Raw genomic sequence first — 20,077 nt, 5'->3', positions numbered from 1 at the left:
GTTCCGATCTAGTTCAGATGTGATCCGCCTGATCCTCAGCGGCTGCTCGAACAAGGAAGTGGCCGGCAAGCTGAGTATCTCGGCAGAGACCGTCAAGGTCCACCGCCGGCATGTCTACGCGAAGCTGAATATAAAATCGCCGCAAGAACTGTTTTCGCTTTTCCACAATGCCCAGGTGGAAAGCGTTTGAGTGTGAGCTAGCACTCCAAAGGTGCAGCGGGTGAACCTAGGCCGTGTCAAACAATCATCCGATGCCGGGCGATCGTTCCCATTCGTGAGCGGCTGCAATGGGTCGATAACGGCCCTTCACGATCATGGATATCGTCATGCCGACCTCTTCGTTATATTAGGCCTGATAAGCCACAGGTCATCCGAACCTATTGCAGCGTTGAGCGATGTGAAATTGACCGAGCCGGTATAGATGCCCTCCTCCAGCCGCTGGTGCTAACAGGAGTTGGCCGACAGCACCCGCGCCGCGGTTGAGGCATTCATCGCGGCAGGCGCTACGGCCAAGACCGTGCGTAGCTACCAGAGCGCCCGACTGTCTTATCTCCAACCCTATGCAAGATAACCCAGCAACAATTGCCGCACATTTTCCACTAGCACAGACTCCCCCTTACGCGGAGGAAGTAGCAGGAACCTGGCTTGCGCCAATTCAGGTAGGCCAGCCCTGTAGGGCTCGACACCAAGCGGTATGGCACTCGCGTTTAGGCACGCAATGCCAAGCCCTGCCTTCAATGCCGATTGCAACCCCGCCACCCCTGAGGTCGAGTAAACGATCTCATATCCGACATGGTCGCGTTCCAACACTTGGCAACTGTATTCTGACAATCCGCATCCGCTGATTGCGAGCAGTGGTAGCGGCTGCCCAGGCTCAGGAACCCAGCCAGAAGCGGCTACCCATTGCAGTGGTTCCCGCCTCACCTCAAAGGTGCTGGATGTGAACACGCGCTCGTTGAAACGCATTGCCAAGCCAATGTCCAGGTAGTCACTTGCATGGTCAATTTCCAGACTCTTTTTCATCACCACATGAAGTCGAAGCCGTGGATGCCATTCACGTAACTTTTTCAGCAGTCCGGCAATGTCGTCAGGGCGGAAGTAATCGGTTATCGCCAAGCGTATCTCACCTCGAATTGTTCGCCTCGAACATCAGACAGCGCCCGCTCCCCCAGGGTGAGGATCTGCTTGGCGTGGCGCAAAAGTCGCTCACCCGCAGGGGTGGGGTGAACACCTTGCTTGCTTCTAATGAGCAACTCGACTCCGATAGCATCTTCCAGCTTCCGCAGTTGTTCACTGATGGCGGAGGTTGAGCGAAACAGAGCCGGAGCGGCAGCAGAGATACTGCCTGCGTTACAGACTGCTACGTAGACGTAGAGCTGGGTGAGATCGAAGTGGTACATGCAAGTTCCGGATAAACAGGAAGATGAACACTGATTTTCCCGCTTTTTAGGATGATGTTCAAAGGCTAAGTTACTAGTACATCACTGACGAGGATTACTGAAATGCCTGGTATCACCCTAACCCTACCTGGTGCGCCTGATGCTGCCTTAGCGTCCCGACTCAGCCACGAGTTGACTGAACTGACTGCACGCGTTCTGGACAAGCAGCCATCACAAACGATGGTGATCGTTGGGTTCGTTGATCCTAGTTTGTGGTTTATCGACAGTAAATCGCTTGAGAGCTTGGGGCAAAATAGCTTTCGCCTGGAGATCACGATTACCGACGAGACGACCACAGTGGCGCAAAAACGGCGCTATCAGCGAGAGTCGTATGATTTGCTCTCAGAGCGCATTGGGAATGTGCACCCTCATTCGAACGTCCACATCATAGACGTGCGTGCTACGGCCTATGGCTATGGCGGCGTGCCGCAAGCGGAGAAACTATGGGGATGAAAAAAGATAATCCTCCGCCCAGCTTACCTTGCGTAAGCTAGGCCGGCACCCACTGATGCGGCAGCAATTGCCCGATCTCACTCGCCCGCTGTGATGGCAGGCGCGTGAGAACACCCTTCAGATACGCATACGGATTACGGCGTTACCAAACACCTATTTGATAGCTCGCAACGTTGCTGAAAGTGGTATGCGGACGGTTGCGAATGGCCGCTATGGGTAAATAGCAGCTATTCAGAGCAAGCCATTTAACCTGTGGATCCAGCCACTTCAACAGGAATTAAATCAGATCGGCCGGTATTCAACCGTCAGATGGTTGATTTCGTGAACTGGTTTGAGCCGTTCGCGAATGGTGTCAGCGTTCGCAGTTGCATCCCCAAGGACGCTTACGATAGCTGCATGGGCTTGTGGTCCAACTCGCCAGACATGCAAGTCCGTGATAGTGACATCCCCCTGTCTCTCAACCAGCTCGCGGATCTCCAAGGCGACGTGTTCATCTGTCTTATCCAGCAGTACTGCTGCGGAGGCCCCCATCAAGGTCCATGCCCAGCGCGCAATAACAATGGCGCCGACAATCCCCATGACCGGGTCCAGCCACACCCATCCGAGATACTGGCCGGCAAGCAATGCAGCAATAGCCAGAACGGAAGTCAGCGCGTCGGCAATGACGTGGACGTAGGCCGATTTCAGGTTGTTGTCGTTACCGTGGTGGGCGTGGGCATGGCTGTGATCGTGATCGTGATCGTGATCGTGATCGTGCCCATGACTATGCCCGTGACCTAGCAGCAGGGCACTGACAATGTTGACGATCAAACCGGCAATCGCGATGAGCGTCGCGGGGCCGAACTGAACTTCTGTTGGCTGCGTGAGGCGCATGACAGACTCAACGCCCATTCCCACTGAGACCATTCCGAGAATCAGCGCCGAGGCGAATCCGCCCAAATCTCCAACCTTACCGGTACCGAAACTGTAGCGCTGGCTGGATGCGTGGCGTTTTGCGTATACATAAGCTGCCGCTGTGATGCCCAATGCGCCGGCATGAGTTGCCATGTGAAAGCCATCAGCCAGTAACGCCATCGAGCCCGTGATATAGCCAGCAGTGATCTCACCAACCATCATCACAACGGTCAGCGCCACAACCCAGAGCGTACGTTTGGCATTTTCGTCATGTGCCGAGCCAAGGAACACATGATCGTGAGCGTAATTTATGTTCGTGCTAGACATTAGCCTGATCCTGGATGCGTTCACTTGGAGTAACGGCGAATCGCTTCAAGAAGCTCCTGAACGCCTTTGTTACGCTCTTCTTCGCTGAGAGCAGGATTCGCGACATGCTCCCGCGCGTGGTCTTCGATGATTTCATCCATCAAGCCATTGATAGCTCCACGAGTAGCGGCGACAAGGTGCAGTGTTTTCGCGCAATCGAGGTCCGACTCCAATGCCCGCTCAACGGCTTGGATTTGTCCGGCGATACGTTTCACACGTTTGAGCAGATCGTCTTTGTTCGCTGCAATGTGACTCATGGGATACCCCGCCCTACCTATACGCCCTGTATGATAGGTATACCCCCTATACGTATGCAAGGGTTAGCGGTTGGAAGGCTTACCTACACGTCCTTGGGGGTGTAGTGACTTCATTTTCGAGTGTAAATCGAGGGGTTTGAAGAGCCCTTCTCGCCGATGACTACCCCCTTGCGACAGTCATTCGCGACTGGCTACTACCGACACAAAGCTGCCCCCCACCAAAAGCGGATGGCTTATGACTTCATCTGCATGGCGATCGCCGAAGAAAACCTCAACGTGAAAATCGTCTGCGGGTTGCCAGGCCTTATCACCGGTTATGGGCCAAGCCACCAAGCGACCGACGACCTGGCGATCTTCCGCGCCATGCCAAACCTGATGATTGTCGATCCCTGCGATGCCCTGGAAATCGAACAAGCGGTGCCCGCGATTGCGGAAAACCAAGGACCGGTGTACATGCAGCCTGCTGCGTGGCAACGTGCCGCTGCTGCTGGACGAGTACGGCTATATGTTCGAGATAGGCAAGGCCAAGACGCTACGATCAAGCCCTTGGATGAACACACCATTCTCAGCGAGGCCCGAAATCCGGGCGTTTGGTGGTAACCGCCGAGAACCACTCGATTATCGGCGGTCTTGGCGAAGCGGTCGCAGGTTTGCTGCTGCGCAACGGAGTGACACCCACCTTCCGTCAAATTGCCCTGCCGGATGCTTTCCTGGATGCCGGCGCATTGCCAACGTTGCATGATCGATACGGTATCTCTACAGAGGCGGTTTGCGCTCAGGTTAAAAGCTGGATGTGACGACGCAAAGGGGGCTCAGCCCTAATGCCTGTCCGTTAAGCGTTACTGGGGCTGCTTTGCAGCCCTTCGCGGGCACGCCCGCTCCCACATGTTTGGTGCTGAACTCAAGAACTGCGCGACCTCCTGTGGGAGCGGGCGTGCCCGCGAAGGGTCGCAAAGCGGCCCCAAATTACTTAATGGAATGGCATTAGGCTCAGCCCTCCCGTATTGATCCCTTCAGAACATGGCTGTGCCCCCAACGAACGAGGCGCTGTCAGCGCACGATCACCCTGGCTGCGGCTTTATTCCATAGCTACCGTTCAACGTGTAATGGATTTGCAGCTATTCAGATAGTTACAAGCCATGAGCGCACCGATTACGGCGTGCATGGAGGCCACTCCTCTCATGCGATCCATTTTAAAAGGTGAGGCTATTTCACTTCATTAGCGAAGCGCCCGATAGCCTCCACGACTTGCTTTGCCCCCTGTTGGATCTCGAGGATAACAGTACCCGCCTGATTGGCCAGTACCAGGCCTTCCTCGGCTTTCGCCCGACTGCTGAACATCTCGGCGACGGCTTTAGTAGCGAGCGCCTGGTTTTGCTGAACAACGTGCATAATCTCTCCGGTCGCTAAGCTCGTATGGCCTGCGAGTTTTCGGACTTCATCAGCAACTACAGCGAAGCCCCGCCCCTGTTCTCCGGCACGTGCTGCTTCAATCGCCGCTTTCAAGGCAAGAAGGTTGGTCTGCATAAGTACCCGTGAGTTGTCGTGGGTCAGCAGGAATTTGCTACCGGTCACGGTCCCCGTGCCGCCAAGAAAGGTGAGCTGCATGGTTCAAGGCTCCCACTGCTCGGCGACATCGGGGTGCACCGCGAGCACGCTGCAGGGTGGGTGGCTGACAATCTGCTCGGTGGTATCGCCCAACAGCTTGTCCAGCCCCCTTTGGGCTGCACGACCCCCATCACCAGCGCATCGATACCCAGCGCAACCACCTGTTCACGGATGACCTGCACCGGGCCGCCTTCCATGAAATGCCTGCACTCCGGCGCAACGCCCTCAGCGTCGGCCAAGGCGTCGAAGGGTTCCTGCTGCGCTCCACGCATCTCTTCCAGCCAAGCTTGGGTAACATTGGTGTCCGCGGCAAACACGCCGGCCAGGTTGTAGGCCGACAACAGGTGCAACGACGCGTCGCACTGCAGCGCCCACACATGATCGGCGTCACCCTGTTCGTCCGTGAGTCAACGGAACTGGTGGTCGCCGTTCTCCCTTCGTTCGGTTTCAGCTGGTTGTTGCCCCGCTTGCCACGTTTCCAGCAATTACAGCCGCATATCAGCGTCCGGCTGCAGCCCAGTCTCGCGCTATCTAACCTGGCGCGGGAATCTGTCGACGTCGGGATCCGCATGGGCAAGGGCGACTGGGATGGGGTGGAGCAGCACTTGCTCTTTCATGACGAGACGCTGGTGGTTGCCGCCCCGCACTTCAACGGTGGGGTGCATCCTCAGACCCCTGAAGAGATCATCGGCAGCAACATAATTTTCAACATGGAATCTTGGCAACCTTGGTGTCGAGCCGCTGGGCTGGATAGGGAAGTGCCGCGCATCGGCCTGTGCAGCAACGACTCCAACTTGGTACTCCAAGCCGTACGTTTGGGCCAGGGGATCGCCCTGGAGCGCCGCAGCCTTGTGCACGACGCCATTCAACGAGGGGAGTTGGTGCAACTCTCCCCCGTGATCGCGCCCTATCCCTACCCCTATTGGCTGGTATTGCCCAACCGTGAGCGTTCGGAAACAAAGCAGCAAGTGTTCTCGAGTTGGCTGAAACACGAGGTCGCTGAATATCTGAACGAACAGGATCATGGCAGCAAGCAGCGTCGACCAGCCCACCTCACCCGCCCTGCCGAGCGCGATGCAAGCCTTTAAACCTTGACCGGCGTTCTGGTTTTCCAGAGTGACAGCAACACGCCGCCAATAAGTAGGCCAATTGTAACGCTTAAAGAAATTTCGGCAGGCACCTTGCCAACAATGTCGTGCAGGAATATTTTCGCGCCTATGAAAACCAGTACCAGCGCCAAGGCGTATTTGAGATAGGCGAAGCGGCTTATCATCGCAGCCAATGCAAAATACAGTGCGCGCAAACCGAGTATCGCGAAAATGTTCGACGTATAGACAATGAAGGGGTCCTGCGTGATGGCAAAGATCGCTGGCACACTGTCAACAGCGAACACCAAGTCGGCGCACTCAATCAGAATCAACGCGAGAAATAGCGGCGTCACCCATAATACCCGCCTGCCGGAGGCATCAGGGATACGAACCAGGAAGTGCTGACCGTGCAACTCGTCAGTCACACGTAGATGACTGCGTAGGTACTTGACGAAGCGATTGTTTTCCAGATCGGGCTCATGATCCACGCGAGCGAACAGCATTTTCACACCCGTGAATACCAGGAAGGCGCCGAAGATGTAAAGAATCCAACTGAACTGCGTAATCAGCGCGGCGCCCAGGCCTATCATGATGGCCCTCAATACAATGACCCCCATGATCCCCCAGAACAGCACTCTGTGCTGGAATTCTCTGGGAATGGCAAGAAAACTGAAAATGAGGGCAATAACGAACACGTTGTCCATGGACAACGACTTCTCGATCAGAAAGCCAGTCACATAGTCCATGCTTGCGTCGCTGCCTTTCTGGAAATAGACCCAGACAGCAAATAGCAGGCCCATGCTGATGTAGCCAGCCGACAGGAGCAGGCTTTCCTTGACACCGATTTCTCGATTCCCACGATGGAGAACCCCTAGGTCAAGCGCCAGCAGCGTCAACACGACAGCGAAAAATGAAAGCCACAGCCAGAGATCAGTGCCAAGCACGTCTTGGGAGAGATACGCATTAAGGGCAGACATGAGCCCCTCCTATATAGTCGTAGTTTAACAACTATGACTCCGACATGGCGGCTACTTACCGTCAGAGGGGCCCGGCGTCACACCATCAGAATTTATCCAGTGCAAAAATGTTGCAAGGGCGAAAATTTTGCTATTTGTTTCTTCTGTGACTTCAGTTTCCGAACGCTACGACAATGGCACTCAATACCAGACACAAGCTCGCCACAACCGTCAAACGTACCCGCATAGGCATATACCAGCCTGGCATGAAGTTGGCCAGTTTACGGTCTTGCCAAAGGTGCACGGTAAATCCTGAAGCCAGTACCCAACAGCCCCATGACACCGGTAACAACATGGCAACCCAGCCGATCAGGGCTGGCATGACACTCCACACAAGCCGCTGTTGTCGCTCAATAGCAGGCAAGGCCGGCAACGTCATCGCGAACCCCCAATGCAGGGCCCCGACAAAACTCAGTATCACGGCCCCATAGCCAACCAACGCTTCAGCCAGGTTATCTCGATACTCACCGCCAAAACAAACCAGCAGTGCCAGACCCAGAAATGGAAGCAAGCCACCGTAGCCCAGGAGCGTAAAGCGGCTCGGAGATAACGTATCGAACACTGAACCCATGGGTGCGCCCTCCTCCACGGCTCAAAACCAAATTTCAGCTGTGTCGGCCAATCAGCGTGAGGAATTCATGCCGCGTGGTCGGGGAGTCTCTGAACTCGCCTAGCATGACCGAGGAAATCATCACCGAGTTCTGCTTTTCTACACCACGCATCATCATGCACATGTGCTTGGCTTCGATAACCACCCCAACCCCTGCCGCATCGGTCACTTCCTGCATGGCACAGGCAATCTGCCTGGTCAGGTTTTCCTGAATCTGCAAACGGCGGGCAAACATGTCCACCAAGCGCGCTACTTTGGAAAGCCCTAGTACTCGCCCTGTTGGCAGGTACGCGACATGTGCCTTCCCAATAAACGGCAACATGTGGTGCTCGCATAACGAGTACAGTTCAATGTCGCGAACGATAACCATCTCGTCGTTCTGGCTTTCGAACAGCGCCCCGTTGACGATTTCACTCAAGCTCTGGGTATAGCCATTGCATAGGTATTGCATCGCTTTGGCAGCACGCTGAGGCGTATCCAGAAGCCCTTCGCGCTGCGGGTTTTCACCCACGCCAACAAGGATTTCACGGTAGTGCTCGGCTAGCGAATGTGACATTTGGAGGCCTCACCTTTGCAACGTTGCCCGCCATCGGGATGGGGTAACCAGGCCAGACTTGGCCTCAAGCGACAGAACAATTTGTAAAGAACCGAAAGCACTGGACGCAACGGGCGCCACGCCAAGGGTGCTGCCCAAAGACCCAAACCAGCAGCACGCCAGGCCCACAGGGTCGCGTCCAAGCCGGTGACCCACTGCCCATTCGCGAACCTTGCGTGCAAACAGGACCGTAGTTCCTCAATCGTCAGGCCCAGCGGTATGGGATCGAACTCATCGCTGTCGATATCGACCAGGATGAGCTTTGCTGCCGTGCAACGCCTGCGCAGAAATGCGTCCTCCCTGGCACACAATGGGCAGGCCCCGTCAAAATAAAGCGTCAGAGGCCACTCGCAATACATGTACAAGACCTCATTCATGTACAGGTTTTTGTACAAGTTAGCTGAAGCCAAAAAATACGCAATAGGCAAGATGATTTGCGACGACCGCAGAATGCCCTAACTCAGACACCCTTCGAGCACCAGCGCATTTCCCAGCGCAGCACCCGAAGCCGTGTTGTCGAAGACGCACCATGTTGCCGCGCCGGCAGCGTGGCTGCGCCGCAGCCGTTCAGCCAGCTGTAGCAGGTATTGTTGGGAATACTCGCTGCGGTAGATCCGCGGTTCGCCGTGCAGGCGCCAGTAGACCAAGCCTGGCCAGCCCGCGGGTTGTGCGTCGGTGCCAAAACGCGAAGGGCTCGCCGCCACTTGAGCGATATGCAAGTCGACCAGCATCGACTGCGCCGCTTGCCAACTGGCGTGCCTGGGTTCGACTGCCACCGGCCCGGCATGGCGCTGGCGCAAGCGTTCAAAGAAACGCCGGTCGCGGCCATCATCATGGGCCAGCGATGGCGGTAATTGTACGAGCAGGCAGCCAAGGCGGTCACCCAGGTGTTGGCATTGCCCAAGAAACGCATCAAGCGCTGCTTCAAAGCATTCCAGTTGCAACTCGTGGGTGATGTGCTTGGGTAGCTTCACCGCAAATCGGAAATCCGCCGGTACAGCGCAAGCCCACCGGGCATAGGTCGCCGGCAGGTGCGGCCGGTAGAACGAGCTGTTGATCTCGACGGCACCCAGCCGCGCGGCATAGCGCTGCAGGTGGCTACCCGGCTGCAAGAACGCCGCGGCGTACTGGCGCGGCAAGCTCCAGCCCGCGCATCCCACGTGGATCATCATGGCACTCCATGGCTCGCCGTTGCTGTAATGGAGTCGCCAGGTGCACTTGTTGTTCCATCGCCGCTACCCTCGGCGCGCTGGGGCCCATACCTATCACTGAGCATGCCGCCGTGCGGTTTTTGAAATCCGATCGACCTATGGCGCCGTCAGGGCATCCCATGAAAAGACCGTCATATCAATCCAGTCACCCAGGAGACCCACTGCTCATGAATGACCGCCTGATAGCCCTGTTCACCGAGACTACCTTGTTCGGCATTTCCATACTCAATTGGCTGCTGGCCCTGGTGGTGGCCATCGCGACCTTCCTGGTCGCCCGCGCAGCCATCAGCTTCCTGCTGCACCGCATCCGGCGCTGGGCCGAACACGACGGCGTGCTCAGCCATGTGCTGGCCAAGGTGATGGCCGGCACCAGCAACTTCCTGCTACTGCTCGCGTCCTTGCTGGTAGGCCTGAGCATGCTCGACCTGCCCGAACGCTGGCTGACGCGGGTCAGCAGCCTGTGGTTCGTGGTCGCCGCCCTGCAAATCGGGCTGTGGGCCAACCGCGCCATCGGCCTGGGGCTGGATCGCTACTTCGCCGGTCAACGCACCGACAGTCTTACCCAGGCCAGCGCACTGGCCACCCTGTCGGCGTGGGGGGCGCGGGTGCTGCTGTGGTCGGTGGTGGTACTGGCGATGCTGTCCAACCTGGGCGTCAACATCACCGCGTTCGTCGCCAGCCTTGGCGTCGGCGGCATCGCCGTGGCGCTGGCCGTGCAGAATATCCTCGGCGACCTGTTCGCCTCCCTGTCAATCGCCGTGGACAAACCCTTCGAGGTAGGCGACTTCATCGTCATTGGCCCGTTGGCGGGCACCGTTGAACATGTGGGCTTGAAAACCACACGCATCCGCAGCCTGGGTGGCGAGCAGATCGTCATGGCCAACGCCAGCATGATCAGCAGCACGATCCAGAACTACAAACGCCTGCAGGAACGCCGCATTGTGTTCGAGTTTGGCCTGTCCTACGACTCGCCCACGGAGGCCGTGAAAAAAGCCCCTGGCATCGTTGAGGAGGCTATCAAGGCGCAATCGCAGGTGCGCTTCGACCGTGCTCATTTGCGTGGTTTTGGCAAGGAAGCGTTGGAGTTCGAGTGCGTATACATCGTCCAGGACCCGGGCTACAACCTGTACATGGACATCCAGCAGGCGATTAACTTCCACCTGCTTGAGCGCTTTTCCAAAGTGGGCGCCAAATTCGCGGTACCGGTGCGGGCGATCAAGGTCACCGCATTGCCGCAACAAGCCAACTTGTCGGTGCCAGGGCGCGAGGGCCTGAGCATCAAGGGCGCGTGAGCGCCCCTCCCCATCCGCCCCCCCGTTGCGAGCGCAGGGTTCCCAGCAGCCCCTCGAATCGCTTCGAACTTAGAGGCTCCTCAGTACTCGTAGCGTTTAGACACACTAAATGGCAAGGCGAGGTCGACATGAAGATGATCCACGGCACATCACATTTTCGGCCCTATACCTCTGCAGCGGGCGGCTGGGGGTCGGCCCACTCCGTGCTGAATGTCCTTTGGCGCGAGCAGGCACTGATCAAAGGCACAACCGCCCTGCTCAAGCTGAACAAGCCCAAGGGTTTCGCCTGCGTGAGCTGTGCCTGGGCCAAGCCAGGCGACCCTCATGCCCTGGAATTTTGCGAGAATGGTGCCAAGGCCACGGCATGGGAATTGACGTCACGACGCACCTCGCCCGATTTTTTCAGGGCCCACTCCTTGACCGAGTTGCGCGGCTGGTCGGACTTTGACCTGGAGCAGCATGGCCGGTTAACCCACCCAATGCGTTACGACAAGCACACTGATCGCTACCAGGTCGTGACCTGGGAGCAAGCCTATGAAGCCATCGGCGCGCAGTTGCGCGCGCTCAGCCCCGACGAAGTCGTTTTTTATGCATCAGGGCGCGCATCGCTGGAAACATCGTTCATCTACCAGTTGTTCGCTCGTGCCTATGGCACGAACAATCTTCCCGACAGTTCCAACATGTGCCACGAAAGTACCTCGGTTGGCCTGCAGGAAAGCATCGGGGTCCCGGTTGGCACGGTCTCACTGGCCGATTTCGAGCATACCGACTGCATTCTATTCTTCGGGCAAAACGTAGGCAGCAACAGCCCGCGCATGCTTCACCCGCTTCAGGAGGTGCGCAAGCGCAACGTCCCGATCATCACCTTCAACCCGATCCGGGAACGTGGTCTGGAGCGTTTTGTAAACCCCCAGTCCCCCACTGAAATGCTCGGTCCGCAATCCACAGTCATCAGCACTCAATACCACCAAGTGGCCATCGGCGGTGACACCGCTGCCGTCATGGGGGTGGCCAAGGCGCTTCTGGAAATGGAGGAAAGGTCCAAAAGCAATGGCGAGCCGCCGGTGCTCGATCACGATTTTCTCGCACAACATACGGACGGCCTGGGCCATTTCATGGAGCGGGTGCGGCAATACACATGGGCTGAACTGGAGCGACGGTCCGGCCTGAGCCGAAGCGCGATGGAGGCCACGGCCACCGTTTACGCGCGCAGCGAGAAAGTGATGATCGTCTATGGCATGGGCATGACCCAGCATCGGCACGGGGTGGCCAACGTGCAGATGCTGGTGAATCTGCTATTGCTGCGCGGGAATATCGGTAAACCAGGGGCTGGTATCTGCCCGGTCAGAGGGCACTCGAACGTACAGGGCCAACGCACGGTAGGCATCACCGAGGACCCTGCGAAAGTACCCGGGGAGAAGATCGAGTCGCTGTTCGGCTTCAAGATTCCGGAGCACAAGGGCCTGGCGACGGTCGACACCTGCGAGGGCGTTCTCAATGGCAGTGTGAAGGGGTTCATCGGGCTTGGCGGTAACTTTCTGCGGGCCGTGCCCGATACCAGCCGGGTGGAACCCGCCTGGGCCCAGCTCAGCCTCAGTGTACAGATCGCAACCAAGCTCAATCGCACCCACCTGGTCCCTGGTGAAAGCACCTGGCTGCTGCCCTGCCTGGGCAGGATCGAGATCGACCGGCAGCTTGGCGTCGAACAAACCTACACCACTGAAGACAGCACCGGCTGCATCCGCGCCTGGCGCGGCCACGCCGAACCCGCAGGAGAGCAGCTACGCTCGGAGTTGGCGATCATCGCAGAGTTGGCCCTGGCGACGCTGGGCGACACGGTCGCCATTCCCTGGGCACACTGGAAGCACGACTATGCCCTGGTTCGTGAAGCCATCAGCAAGGTTTATCCAAGTATTTTCCATGACTTCGAGACGCGGATGTGGGAGCCCGGCGGGTTCCATCGCCCGCTGGGCGTGTCACAGCGGCAATGGGCCACGCCTTCAGGGAAGGCGCAGTTCATTACCCCAGGCACGCTGGATGAAGACGACGACGTGCTGACGGGCGAAGCCGGCCGTGATGTCCTGCAACTGATGACGTTGCGCAGCAATGACCAGTTCAACACCACCGTATACGGTTACGACGATCGCTTCAGGGGCGTAAAGGGCACGCGCAAAGTGGTGTTCCTCAACCGCAACGATATCGTCCGCCTGGGCTTCGTGCCGGGGGGCTGGGTTCGCTTGCGTACAGCTGTGGAACCGACAGTTCGCCGCGAGGCAGGCCCTTTTCAGATTATCGCCTATGACATACCGGTGGGCTGCGCCGCCGCTTACTACCCCGAGGCCAATGCGCTCGTGCCCTTGTGGCACTATGCCAAGCGAAGCAAAGTGCCCGCCGCGAAATCGGTGCCTGTCGTGCTCCTGCATGCTCGGCCCGATGCTGCAGATCTGGCACACGCCGTACCCGCAACAGATCAGGTCGTGTAGCACGCTTGAAACCGGCCCCCAGTAGCGAGGGGGCTGGCTGAAACGATGGTCATCCGTGACCCGCTGCTGCTTACAACGAGCTTGACCATGCCTCTACCAGCAAGCTGACTGCCGCGACCGTTATCAAAGGACAATGTATTGATTCCGTCGGCGTAACCCGGCATGCGGCCCCTCGACAAGGTGCACGAAACGCCCGCCCACCTGGTCAATGGGCAGGCAGTCGTCGACATCCAGCACTGCATCATTGTGAGCTTGCGACCAATGCGCCATGGCCTGTTTCTTGCCCTTCGCCATGGCCTCTCGTTTGTCCTTCGCGACCACCAGCAGATACTCGTGCGCCTCGCCAAAAGCCTGGGCGTCGTACCCGCCCAGGTTGATGAAATAGAGCCGCAGGGATTCAGCAGAAGGCGCCAGCGGGCTGAGCTCGATGCGCCAGTCGTCTACCCCATCGACCGCCATCCAGGCATCGATGTGCACGCCTTTGGGGCTGCCAAACCAACCGTCCCGTAGTTGCGGGTATGCCTGCTCCAGCGTATCCGCGGCCGCAAACACAATGTCGTGAACCTCAATCTTTGCCTGGGGGTGTTTGCCCCCAAGCAGCACCACGAAAAGCATCTAGTCGTCCACCTTGGTAAAAGTTCACCGAGCGCCGGCAGGCGCCAGGCTCCATATCAGATCGGTTCGGCGCTGAACGCTGGCAACGTTCGCGGCCCTAGCCGCACGGTGAAAGGCCTTCACGGCTGCGCCACCAGCCGGTTGTACCAGGCAGCATAAGGGGTGTTGGTAGCCTTGTAGCGGTTGTAATCAGGGCTACCGTCATCCCACCACACCGGCCCACGCTCGCCTAATGCAACCTTGGCATCATTGACCGCTGCCCTGGCCCGCTTCAAAGCGGCTGCATCGTCGCAGGCTTTTGCCTGCTTCACGGCCCGCCGCGCCTCCATCAACGCGCCCACCAGGTGCTGGCGCGCTTCGTCTGCAAGCGCAGGGTTGCTGCAGCGCCAGAGCTGGCCGTTGACGACGAAATAGCGCCCGTCCGGCGTGCGTGGGTATTTGGCGCCGGTCTGCGACCGGCTCATCTACCCGCCCGCAAAAAATCAGCCCACTTGCGCACCAGGTAATTATGCTCATCCATCACCGAGTTCCAGACCCTGATACGGCCCACACGCTCGGCGTAGGCGCCCCCTTCGCGTAGCTGCCCAGGCTCGATCAGCGGTTCGCCATCACTGCCCAGCAACTGCTCGCGGGCTGGCTTGCCCTCGTACCAGTAATCCCACTCAGCCGCCGACAGGTGATCGCGCGCGCGCAGTGGATTGGAAATGTAGGACCCTTGCCGGGCCATCATCGGGCCTGGCCAACCTGCCAACCACCAGTTCAGGTAGGCATAGGCCGCATCTTTCACCCCACCCTCAACGGCACGGGACAACGACAGGCCACCTAACCAGCCACGATAACTCTCCCTGGGCACGGCCTGGCGGTACTGAATGCCTTCGCGGTGCAGCTGCATCAAGGCAGGCGACCAGACACTGTCGATGTGCACCAGGCGCGAGCGCCGCGCCTGCCCTGGCCACTGGCGAAGATGCACAGGCGGATGCAGGCAGTGCTGTACGCCGTGAATGACGATAGGTTGTTCAGCATCGATCACATTCAAGATCCCTTCGACCCGCAGAATTCGGTCTCCGTGGCATCTTAGCAGCATCGACAACCAAACCCCGAAGGCGAGCCAGTCCAGCGGTATGTCGTACTCCAGTGCACACACCTGGGCGCCGCCGTGGTGCGGCTGCCCACACATGGCTCACCTCAAGGCATTACATCGCCGGAATTGGGGTTAAGGGTTTGCCCGACGAACAGGTTGCCGCCAGGCTCGCTCGCCAACAGCACGGCGATCCGTGCCACTTCTTCAGCCTTGCCGAAGCGGCCCAACGGCAGCTCCTTGGCCTTGGCAACCTTCCACGCCTGGCTGATCCCCTTCACCAGCGGGGTTTCAAAACGGATGCCCCTGGGGGCAAATTCCACCGCCAGGGAGCGGCACAGCCCGGGCACCCCAGCCTTGGCCGCTGCGTAATGCGCGTGGTCCTGCCAGCCATACACGCCACCGGCAATCGACGAAATGGCCACCAGTGCGCCGCCTTCCCCGGCAACTCCTGGTTATTTGACTGAAAGAGGTTCGACATGCCGGGCGGCAAGCATGATCAAGCCCGACAGGAAGCAAGGCAGCGCGCCGAACCCGAGCGCCGCGCTGTGCCATTCACCGCCAGTGGACAACACGCTGGTAATCCCCAGCCCGGCGACGATGGCGCCGATCGGCCCCATGGCATGCACAATGGCGCCGGCCAATTCGGTCACCCAGCCAACCGTGAACCAGGTAGCCGATGAAGCCCACCAGGTTGGACAACACCAGGATCCACAAGGAGTTCTCGAACGACAGCTTGTGAACACTCACGATCACCGACGTGCCCAGCACGCTGAACACCTGGATAGCCGACCAGTTCAGCAGGATCGCCAGGCTCAAGAACCTGACGCGCCGGGCTATCTGCAAAGGCTGGCCTGAGGCGTCGGCGGGCCTGCACCCTCCCCGCGTTAAAAAGCGTACCGGGTGCTGAACATGACATTGCGTGGCTCACCGTAGTAGCCGGTGAAGAAGGTCGGGTCCAGGGCGCTGAAATACTGCTTGTCGAACACGTTGTTGACGTTGACAGAAGCGCTCAGCTGCCGGGTGATGTCATAACGCGCCATCACGTTGAACACGGCATACTGTTCCTGCGTCGCCTTGCCCTGGCTCGTCGTCAGGCTCATGCCACTTTGCCAGTTCAGGCCCCCGCCGATGGTCAATGGGTTCAGGTCCCCTTGAAGACGGTAGGTCGTCCAGAGCTTTATCAAGTTAGCCGGTGCTTCGGTTCTGATGCGCTCATGGTCGGCATCCTTGGTAACGCTATGGCTGTAGCTTGCGCTGACATTCCAGTCCGGGAGCACTTCGCCAAAGATTTCCATGTCGATACCGCGCGTTTTCGCGCCGGCCACCGCGCGGTAGGCCGACTCGCGCACCGTGCCTTCCACGGTTTCGCCCGTGGGAACCCCCAGGTTGTCCTGTTTTATTCCATAAAGGGCAATGGCCGTGTTGACGCGGCCGTCGAAGAACTCGCTTTTCAGGCCAACTTCGTAGTTGTCCCCTTCCCTCGGCTCCAGGTTCCTGCCGTTTTGCTCTCGTAGGGCTTGGGGCTTGTAGATCGTCGTGTAGCTGGCGTACACCGAATGAATGTCATTGAGGTCATACACCACCCCGGCATAAGGCGTTATGAAGCCGCTTTCACGGCTTTCGGCAGTGCTGGACGAACGCGTGTAAGGCGGGTTGTAGATGGCTTTCTTCTTGTAGCTGTAGTCACCGACACGGGCACCGACAATCAGCGACAGATCGTCCGCCGGCTTGAAGCGTGCCACCATGTACGCCGCATCCTGGCGAATCGTGGTGTCGTCATTCATCAGTTTACCGACCGAAGTCGGCCGCTCGGTGTCGTTGTCCCAGGTATGGATATTGGCCGGGCGCATCTCCAGGTCGTCATCGTCCGGGTCGCTGTAGTCGTTAAACTGCGAAGCACTCAGGCCCAATACCAGTTCATGCTCGCGGCCCAGGAACTGGAACGGCCCCTGGGCCATGGCGTCCAGACCCAATTGCCGCTGGGAGCCATAGCCATCTCCCCCGTAAAGGTAGGCGCCCTCACCTGTTTCACGGTCAGGTGCCCCACCACTGAGCGAAGCCAGCGAATAGTCCCGGGTGCTGTACATGTTGTTCACGGCCAGCTTCAGTTTCCAGTCGTTGGCCAGGCCGTGCTCAAGGGTCGCGAAGGTATTGAGCGTGTTCTGCTGGCGATAGCTCCAGCGTGCCCCGGCGTTGATGGAGCGTGGGAAGTCAGTCTGCCCGCCGTCGCTGTAGAACAACGGGAAGCTGGCGAAGGATACGCCACGCGGGTCATTCTTCTGGTAGTCGAAACCGACTGTCAGCAGCGTACTGTCGGTGAGGTCAGCTTCCAGAATGCTGTAATACGTTTGTTTCTCCTGCTGGTAGTGGTCAATGAAGCTGTTGCCCTGCTGGTAAGCCATGACGGCGCGGCCGCGCAAGCGCGCATCGGTGGTCAGTGGGCCAGACACATCCACCTCGGTGCGATACGTGTCCCACGAGCCTGCGCCGGCACTGACCGAGCCCTGGAACCCGGCGGTTGGCCGCTTGCGGACCAGGTTGACACTGCCAGAGGGGTCGCCGGCACCGGTCATCAAACCGGTGGCGCCCCTGACGACTTCGACCCGGTCATAGACCGAGGTATCGATCAGGCTCTGCGGGCTTGCGCTGGTTTGCACGATCAAGGTGGTCGGGATGCCATCGAACTGGTAACTGTCCAGGGCATACCCACGCGAATAGATGTTCACGCGTTCACTGTCGATGTTCTGCACGGAAAGGCCTGGCGTCTGTTTCAGCACATCGCTCAGTGTGGTGAGTTGCTGGTCTTCCATGCGCTGGCGTGTCATCACGCTGACCGTTTGCGGGGTTTCGCGCAATGACAAGGCAAGCTTGGTGGCGGCGTTGGTGGCACCCGTGGTGTAGGCGCCGGTCCCTTCCGTGATGGCGCCCAGGCCTGCTGCATCGATGGTGGTAGCGCCCAGCTGCAGGGCCCCGCCGGCTTCCATGCTGGCGAGTACGAACCGTTTTTCGCCAGCCTGCACAATGCGCAACCCGCTGCCCTGAAGCACGTGGACGAAACCTTGCTCCACCTCGTAGCTACCGTGCAGCCCTGGCGAGCTCAAGCCCGCTGTTTGTTCCGAGCTGAAGGTGATCATTACGCCGCTGGCGGCAGCGAGCTGACTCAAGGTGGCGGCCAACGTGCCTGCGGGGATGTCATAGTCGATCGGCTTGGCCCAGGCAGGCGTTACCGCCAGTACGGCGCCAGCAAAGCACAGAGCCCGTGCTGTGGGTTGGCCGCAAAGGCCAGAAAAGAGGGGGCGTACTTGCATGAAAAGTTTCCTGTCAGCGTTGGCAATGGGTGCGTCTGATGCGCACATGCAGGTAGAGCCGAAACAGGAATGAAAATCTGTTACCCCTCTATGCAGAAAAATTCACCGTCATGCCGCCTGGCGCTCCAGCCTTACCCAGTAACGGGTCAGGCGGCGGACCCGAACCGGCAGTGAGGCCTCCAGGTTGGCCAGCGCGCCCTCGGTATCGTCGAGCAGAAAAGTGCCGGAGAGCCGCAGGCCGGCGATATCAGGCGAGCAGCTCAGCACACCGTGGCGATAGCGGGAGAGCTCGGCCAGTACCGCATCCAGGCGCCAGTCCACGACAACCAGCATGCCGCGCGCCCACGCAGAGCCCTGTTCTGGCGCTGGCTGCAGGGGCCCTATGGTGGTTGCGCTGAAGCTCACGGCCTGCCCCGCTTCAGCGCGCAGTGCCTGGCCGAGGCCCAGTTGCGGCCTGACCCGCACGGCATACGCTTGCACGGCAACCCGCGTAGTGCCATCGTCCTGACGCACCGTGAATCGGGTACCGAGCGCCTCGACACGCCCCTGCGCAGTCTGCACGCTCAGGGCGCGAGCATCTTTTGCGGTATCGACCAGAATGGCACCTTGGCGCAACACGATCAGCCGTTGCTGGGCATCGAACAGCACATCCACCCGCGTGGCGGTATCCAGCACCAGTACACTGCCATCGGCCAGCGTCAGCCGCTGCCGTTGGCCGACGCCCGTGCTGTAGTCGGCTGCAAAGGGCGAAGCCCGGTAGCCTGCCCAGCCGGTTGCACCGACCCCAAGCAGCACGGCCAGCTGTTTGAGTACCGCCCTTCTATGCTGGCGTGCCTGCTCGATGGTGGTGGAGACCACGCCAGCGGGTGCCAGGCTCAAACGTTGTTGCAACCGCTCTACACGCTGCCAGGCTTGTGCATGCACGGGGTCGGCATCCAGCCAGGCCTGCCATTGCGCGCGGGTGGCCTGGGTGGCGCTGCTGTCATTGAGACGAACATGCCATTCAACCGCCTGGGCCAGTACCTGGTTCATTCGCCATCCATCAACAGGCAGTGCATCAGGCCCTTGGCCAGGTGCTTGCGCACGGTGCTGACCGACACATTGAAACGCTCGGCGGTCTTCTCATACGTCAGCCCATCCAGTTGCACAGCAAGGAATATTTGCCGTGTACGCAGCCCCAGGCCGTCGAGCATGCGGTCTATGGCCAGCAGGCTTTCCAGAATGATTGCCCGGGTTTCGGCACAGGGCGCATGAGCGTCCGGCCTGGACGCCAATGCTTGCAGGTACGCCTGCTCCAGGCTGCGGCGGCGATACAGGTCGATGACCAACCCGCGCGCGATGGTCGCCAGGTAATGACGCGGTTGCTGCAGCGAATGGGCGGTGCGCGCGACCATTACCCGTACGAACGTGTCCTGGGCGAGATCGGCAGCATCCGCCGAATTACTCAAACGTTCGCGCAACCAGCCGCGTAGCCACGTATTGTGATCCCGATACAGTCTGTGCAGGTGTTGATGGTGCGTCGTTTCCGTGACCGATCCGGACATCTTGTTACCCACGCGAAAACGAGAATAGGAATTCATCGCGATTGTAATGGGCTTGTATCTCGCTGGGAAGCTGACCCTGGAAAATCGGCACAAACGCCAGGCAGCAGAGAACCTTCGCTAGCGGGACGTTCACTTGAGTGTGATGTAACACACCCAATGGGGCTGCTGCGCAGCCCATCGCCGGCAAGCCAGCTCCCACAGGGGGCGCATCAGGGCT

The 20,077-nt window shown here is 59.0% G+C and carries 19 protein-coding genes and 7 pseudogenes; 6 read left to right on the top strand and 20 right to left on the bottom strand.

Annotated elements, in window-relative coordinates; translation table 11 throughout:
- On the top strand, positions 1-190 hold a 190-nt coding region (locus B3361_RS00695), incomplete at its 5' end, for a response regulator transcription factor (RefSeq protein WP_286920036.1).
- A gap of 368 nt (positions 191-558) precedes the next feature.
- On the opposite strand, the gene B3361_RS00690 is transcribed toward B3361_RS00695, so the two are convergent.
- A complete protein-coding gene (locus tag B3361_RS00690; RefSeq protein WP_247722135.1) occupies positions 559-1,116 on the bottom strand; it encodes a LysR substrate-binding domain-containing protein in 558 nt (185 codons plus the stop codon).
- Positions 1,107-1,400 (bottom strand): LysR family transcriptional regulator, encoded by a 294-nt coding sequence (locus B3361_RS00685; protein WP_247722136.1) that lies wholly within the window; start codon positions 1,398-1,400, stop codon positions 1,107-1,109. Before B3361_RS00685 ends, B3361_RS00690 begins: the two co-directional genes overlap by 10 nt.
- Before the next feature lie 102 nt (positions 1,401-1,502).
- Between B3361_RS00685 and B3361_RS00680 the strand changes: the two genes are divergently transcribed.
- On the top strand, positions 1,503-1,892 hold the full coding sequence (locus tag B3361_RS00680; protein WP_182337295.1) for a tautomerase family protein: 390 nt from the start codon (positions 1,503-1,505) through the stop codon (positions 1,890-1,892).
- Between the two features lie 37 nt (positions 1,893-1,929).
- On the opposite strand, the pseudogene B3361_RS00675 reads toward B3361_RS00680, so the two are convergent.
- The 3 genes and pseudogenes from B3361_RS00675 to B3361_RS00665 form a co-directional block, all read right to left on the bottom strand.
- Positions 1,930-2,028 (bottom strand): annotated as a pseudogene (locus B3361_RS00675) (transposase domain-containing protein); the annotation flags it as partial.
- Positions 2,029-2,174: 146 nt separating this feature from the next.
- On the bottom strand, positions 2,175-3,113 hold the full coding sequence (dmeF, locus tag B3361_RS00670) for a CDF family Co(II)/Ni(II) efflux transporter DmeF (RefSeq protein WP_247722137.1): 939 nt from the start codon (positions 3,111-3,113) through the stop codon (positions 2,175-2,177).
- A 20-nt stretch (positions 3,114-3,133) separates the two neighbouring features.
- Positions 3,134-3,409, bottom strand: coding sequence for a metal/formaldehyde-sensitive transcriptional repressor (locus tag B3361_RS00665; RefSeq protein WP_144188380.1), 276 nt, complete (start codon positions 3,407-3,409; stop codon positions 3,134-3,136).
- Between the two features lie 180 nt (positions 3,410-3,589).
- On the opposite strand from B3361_RS00665, the pseudogene B3361_RS00660 reads away from it, so the two are divergent.
- A pseudogene (locus tag B3361_RS00660) lies at positions 3,590-4,206 on the top strand (transketolase family protein); the annotation flags it as partial.
- Between the two features lie 409 nt (positions 4,207-4,615).
- Here the strand turns inward: B3361_RS00660 and B3361_RS00655 are convergent.
- Positions 4,616-4,933 (bottom strand): annotated as a pseudogene (locus B3361_RS00655) (methyl-accepting chemotaxis protein); the annotation flags it as partial.
- Positions 4,934-5,020: 87 nt separating this feature from the next.
- Positions 5,021-5,388, bottom strand: a pseudogene (locus B3361_RS23920) (universal stress protein); the annotation flags it as partial.
- A 6-nt stretch (positions 5,389-5,394) separates the two neighbouring features.
- Between B3361_RS23920 and B3361_RS00645 the strand changes: the two are divergent.
- Positions 5,395-6,105, top strand: a complete 711-nt coding sequence (locus B3361_RS00645; RefSeq protein WP_235768907.1) for a LysR substrate-binding domain-containing protein — start codon at positions 5,395-5,397, stop codon at positions 6,103-6,105.
- Here B3361_RS00645 and B3361_RS00640 read toward each other — a convergent pair.
- From B3361_RS00640 to B3361_RS00620, 5 genes are all read right to left on the bottom strand, one after another.
- Positions 6,102-7,082 (bottom strand): TerC family protein, encoded by a 981-nt coding sequence (locus tag B3361_RS00640; RefSeq protein WP_054906090.1) that lies wholly within the window; start codon positions 7,080-7,082, stop codon positions 6,102-6,104. The genes B3361_RS00645 and B3361_RS00640 overlap by 4 nt on opposite strands.
- A 151-nt stretch (positions 7,083-7,233) precedes the next feature.
- Positions 7,234-7,692 carry a DUF3429 domain-containing protein gene (locus B3361_RS00635; RefSeq protein WP_054906091.1) on the bottom strand — a complete coding sequence of 153 codons (459 nt, stop codon included), beginning with the start codon at positions 7,690-7,692 and terminating at the stop codon, positions 7,234-7,236.
- A 34-nt stretch (positions 7,693-7,726) separates the two neighbouring features.
- The gene (gene folE, locus B3361_RS00630) at positions 7,727-8,287 is read right to left on the bottom strand and encodes a GTP cyclohydrolase I FolE (protein WP_054906092.1); all 561 of its coding nucleotides are present in this window, start codon (positions 8,285-8,287) and stop codon (positions 7,727-7,729) included.
- Complete coding sequence (locus tag B3361_RS00625; RefSeq protein WP_286920037.1) at positions 8,272-8,685, bottom strand: thiol-disulfide oxidoreductase DCC family protein; 414 nt, start codon at positions 8,683-8,685, stop codon at positions 8,272-8,274. The genes folE and B3361_RS00625 overlap by 16 nt, the downstream gene beginning before the upstream one ends.
- Before the next feature lie 96 nt (positions 8,686-8,781).
- On the bottom strand, positions 8,782-9,495 hold the full coding sequence (locus B3361_RS00620; RefSeq protein ID WP_054906094.1) for a DUF72 domain-containing protein: 714 nt from the start codon (positions 9,493-9,495) through the stop codon (positions 8,782-8,784).
- Between the two features lie 209 nt (positions 9,496-9,704).
- Between B3361_RS00620 and B3361_RS00615 the strand changes: the two genes are divergently transcribed.
- Positions 9,705-10,829: a mechanosensitive ion channel family protein gene (locus B3361_RS00615; RefSeq protein ID WP_054906095.1), complete on the top strand. Its 1,125-nt coding sequence runs from the start codon at positions 9,705-9,707 to the stop codon at positions 10,827-10,829.
- A 128-nt stretch (positions 10,830-10,957) separates the two neighbouring features.
- Positions 10,958-13,312 (top strand): FdhF/YdeP family oxidoreductase, encoded by a 2,355-nt coding sequence (locus B3361_RS00610; RefSeq protein WP_054906096.1) that lies wholly within the window; start codon positions 10,958-10,960, stop codon positions 13,310-13,312.
- Between the two features lie 123 nt (positions 13,313-13,435).
- On the opposite strand, the gene B3361_RS00605 is transcribed toward B3361_RS00610, so the two are convergent.
- The 8 genes and pseudogenes from B3361_RS00605 to B3361_RS00570 all read right to left on the bottom strand — a co-directional run bounded on the left by B3361_RS00605 (position 13,436) and on the right by B3361_RS00570 (position 19,860).
- Entirely contained in the window at positions 13,436-13,927 is a 492-nt protein-coding gene (locus B3361_RS00605) for a DUF1543 domain-containing protein (RefSeq protein WP_054906097.1), read from the bottom strand.
- Positions 13,928-14,046: 119 nt separating this feature from the next.
- Complete coding sequence (locus B3361_RS00600) at positions 14,047-14,391, bottom strand: hypothetical protein (RefSeq protein ID WP_054906098.1); 345 nt, start codon at positions 14,389-14,391, stop codon at positions 14,047-14,049.
- Positions 14,388-15,086: pseudogene (locus B3361_RS00595) on the bottom strand (GTP-binding protein); the annotation flags it as partial. The gene B3361_RS00600 and the pseudogene B3361_RS00595, both read right to left, overlap by 4 nt.
- A 26-nt stretch (positions 15,087-15,112) precedes the next feature.
- A pseudogene (locus B3361_RS00590) lies at positions 15,113-15,454 on the bottom strand (SDR family oxidoreductase); the annotation flags it as partial.
- A gap of 6 nt (positions 15,455-15,460) precedes the next feature.
- Positions 15,461-15,839: pseudogene (locus B3361_RS00585) on the bottom strand (MFS transporter); the annotation flags it as partial.
- A 53-nt stretch (positions 15,840-15,892) separates the two neighbouring features.
- Entirely contained in the window at positions 15,893-18,316 is a 2,424-nt protein-coding gene (locus B3361_RS00580) for a TonB-dependent siderophore receptor (protein ID WP_054906101.1), read from the bottom strand.
- Positions 18,317-18,424: 108 nt separating this feature from the next.
- Positions 18,425-19,348, bottom strand: a complete 924-nt coding sequence (locus B3361_RS00575; protein WP_054906102.1) for a FecR domain-containing protein — start codon at positions 19,346-19,348, stop codon at positions 18,425-18,427.
- Positions 19,345-19,860: a sigma-70 family RNA polymerase sigma factor gene (locus tag B3361_RS00570; protein ID WP_154211947.1), complete on the bottom strand. Its 516-nt coding sequence runs from the start codon at positions 19,858-19,860 to the stop codon at positions 19,345-19,347. Before B3361_RS00570 ends, B3361_RS00575 begins: the two co-directional genes overlap by 4 nt.
- Positions 19,861-20,077: the final 217 nt, after the last annotated feature.

Source organism: Pseudomonas sp. UBA6699, assembly GCF_002454615.1.
Taxonomy (GTDB): domain Bacteria; phylum Pseudomonadota; class Gammaproteobacteria; order Pseudomonadales; family Pseudomonadaceae; genus Aquipseudomonas; species Aquipseudomonas juntendi.
Note: the sequence above shows the minus strand (reverse complement) of the source record. Positions and strands in the feature narration are given on the sequence as shown.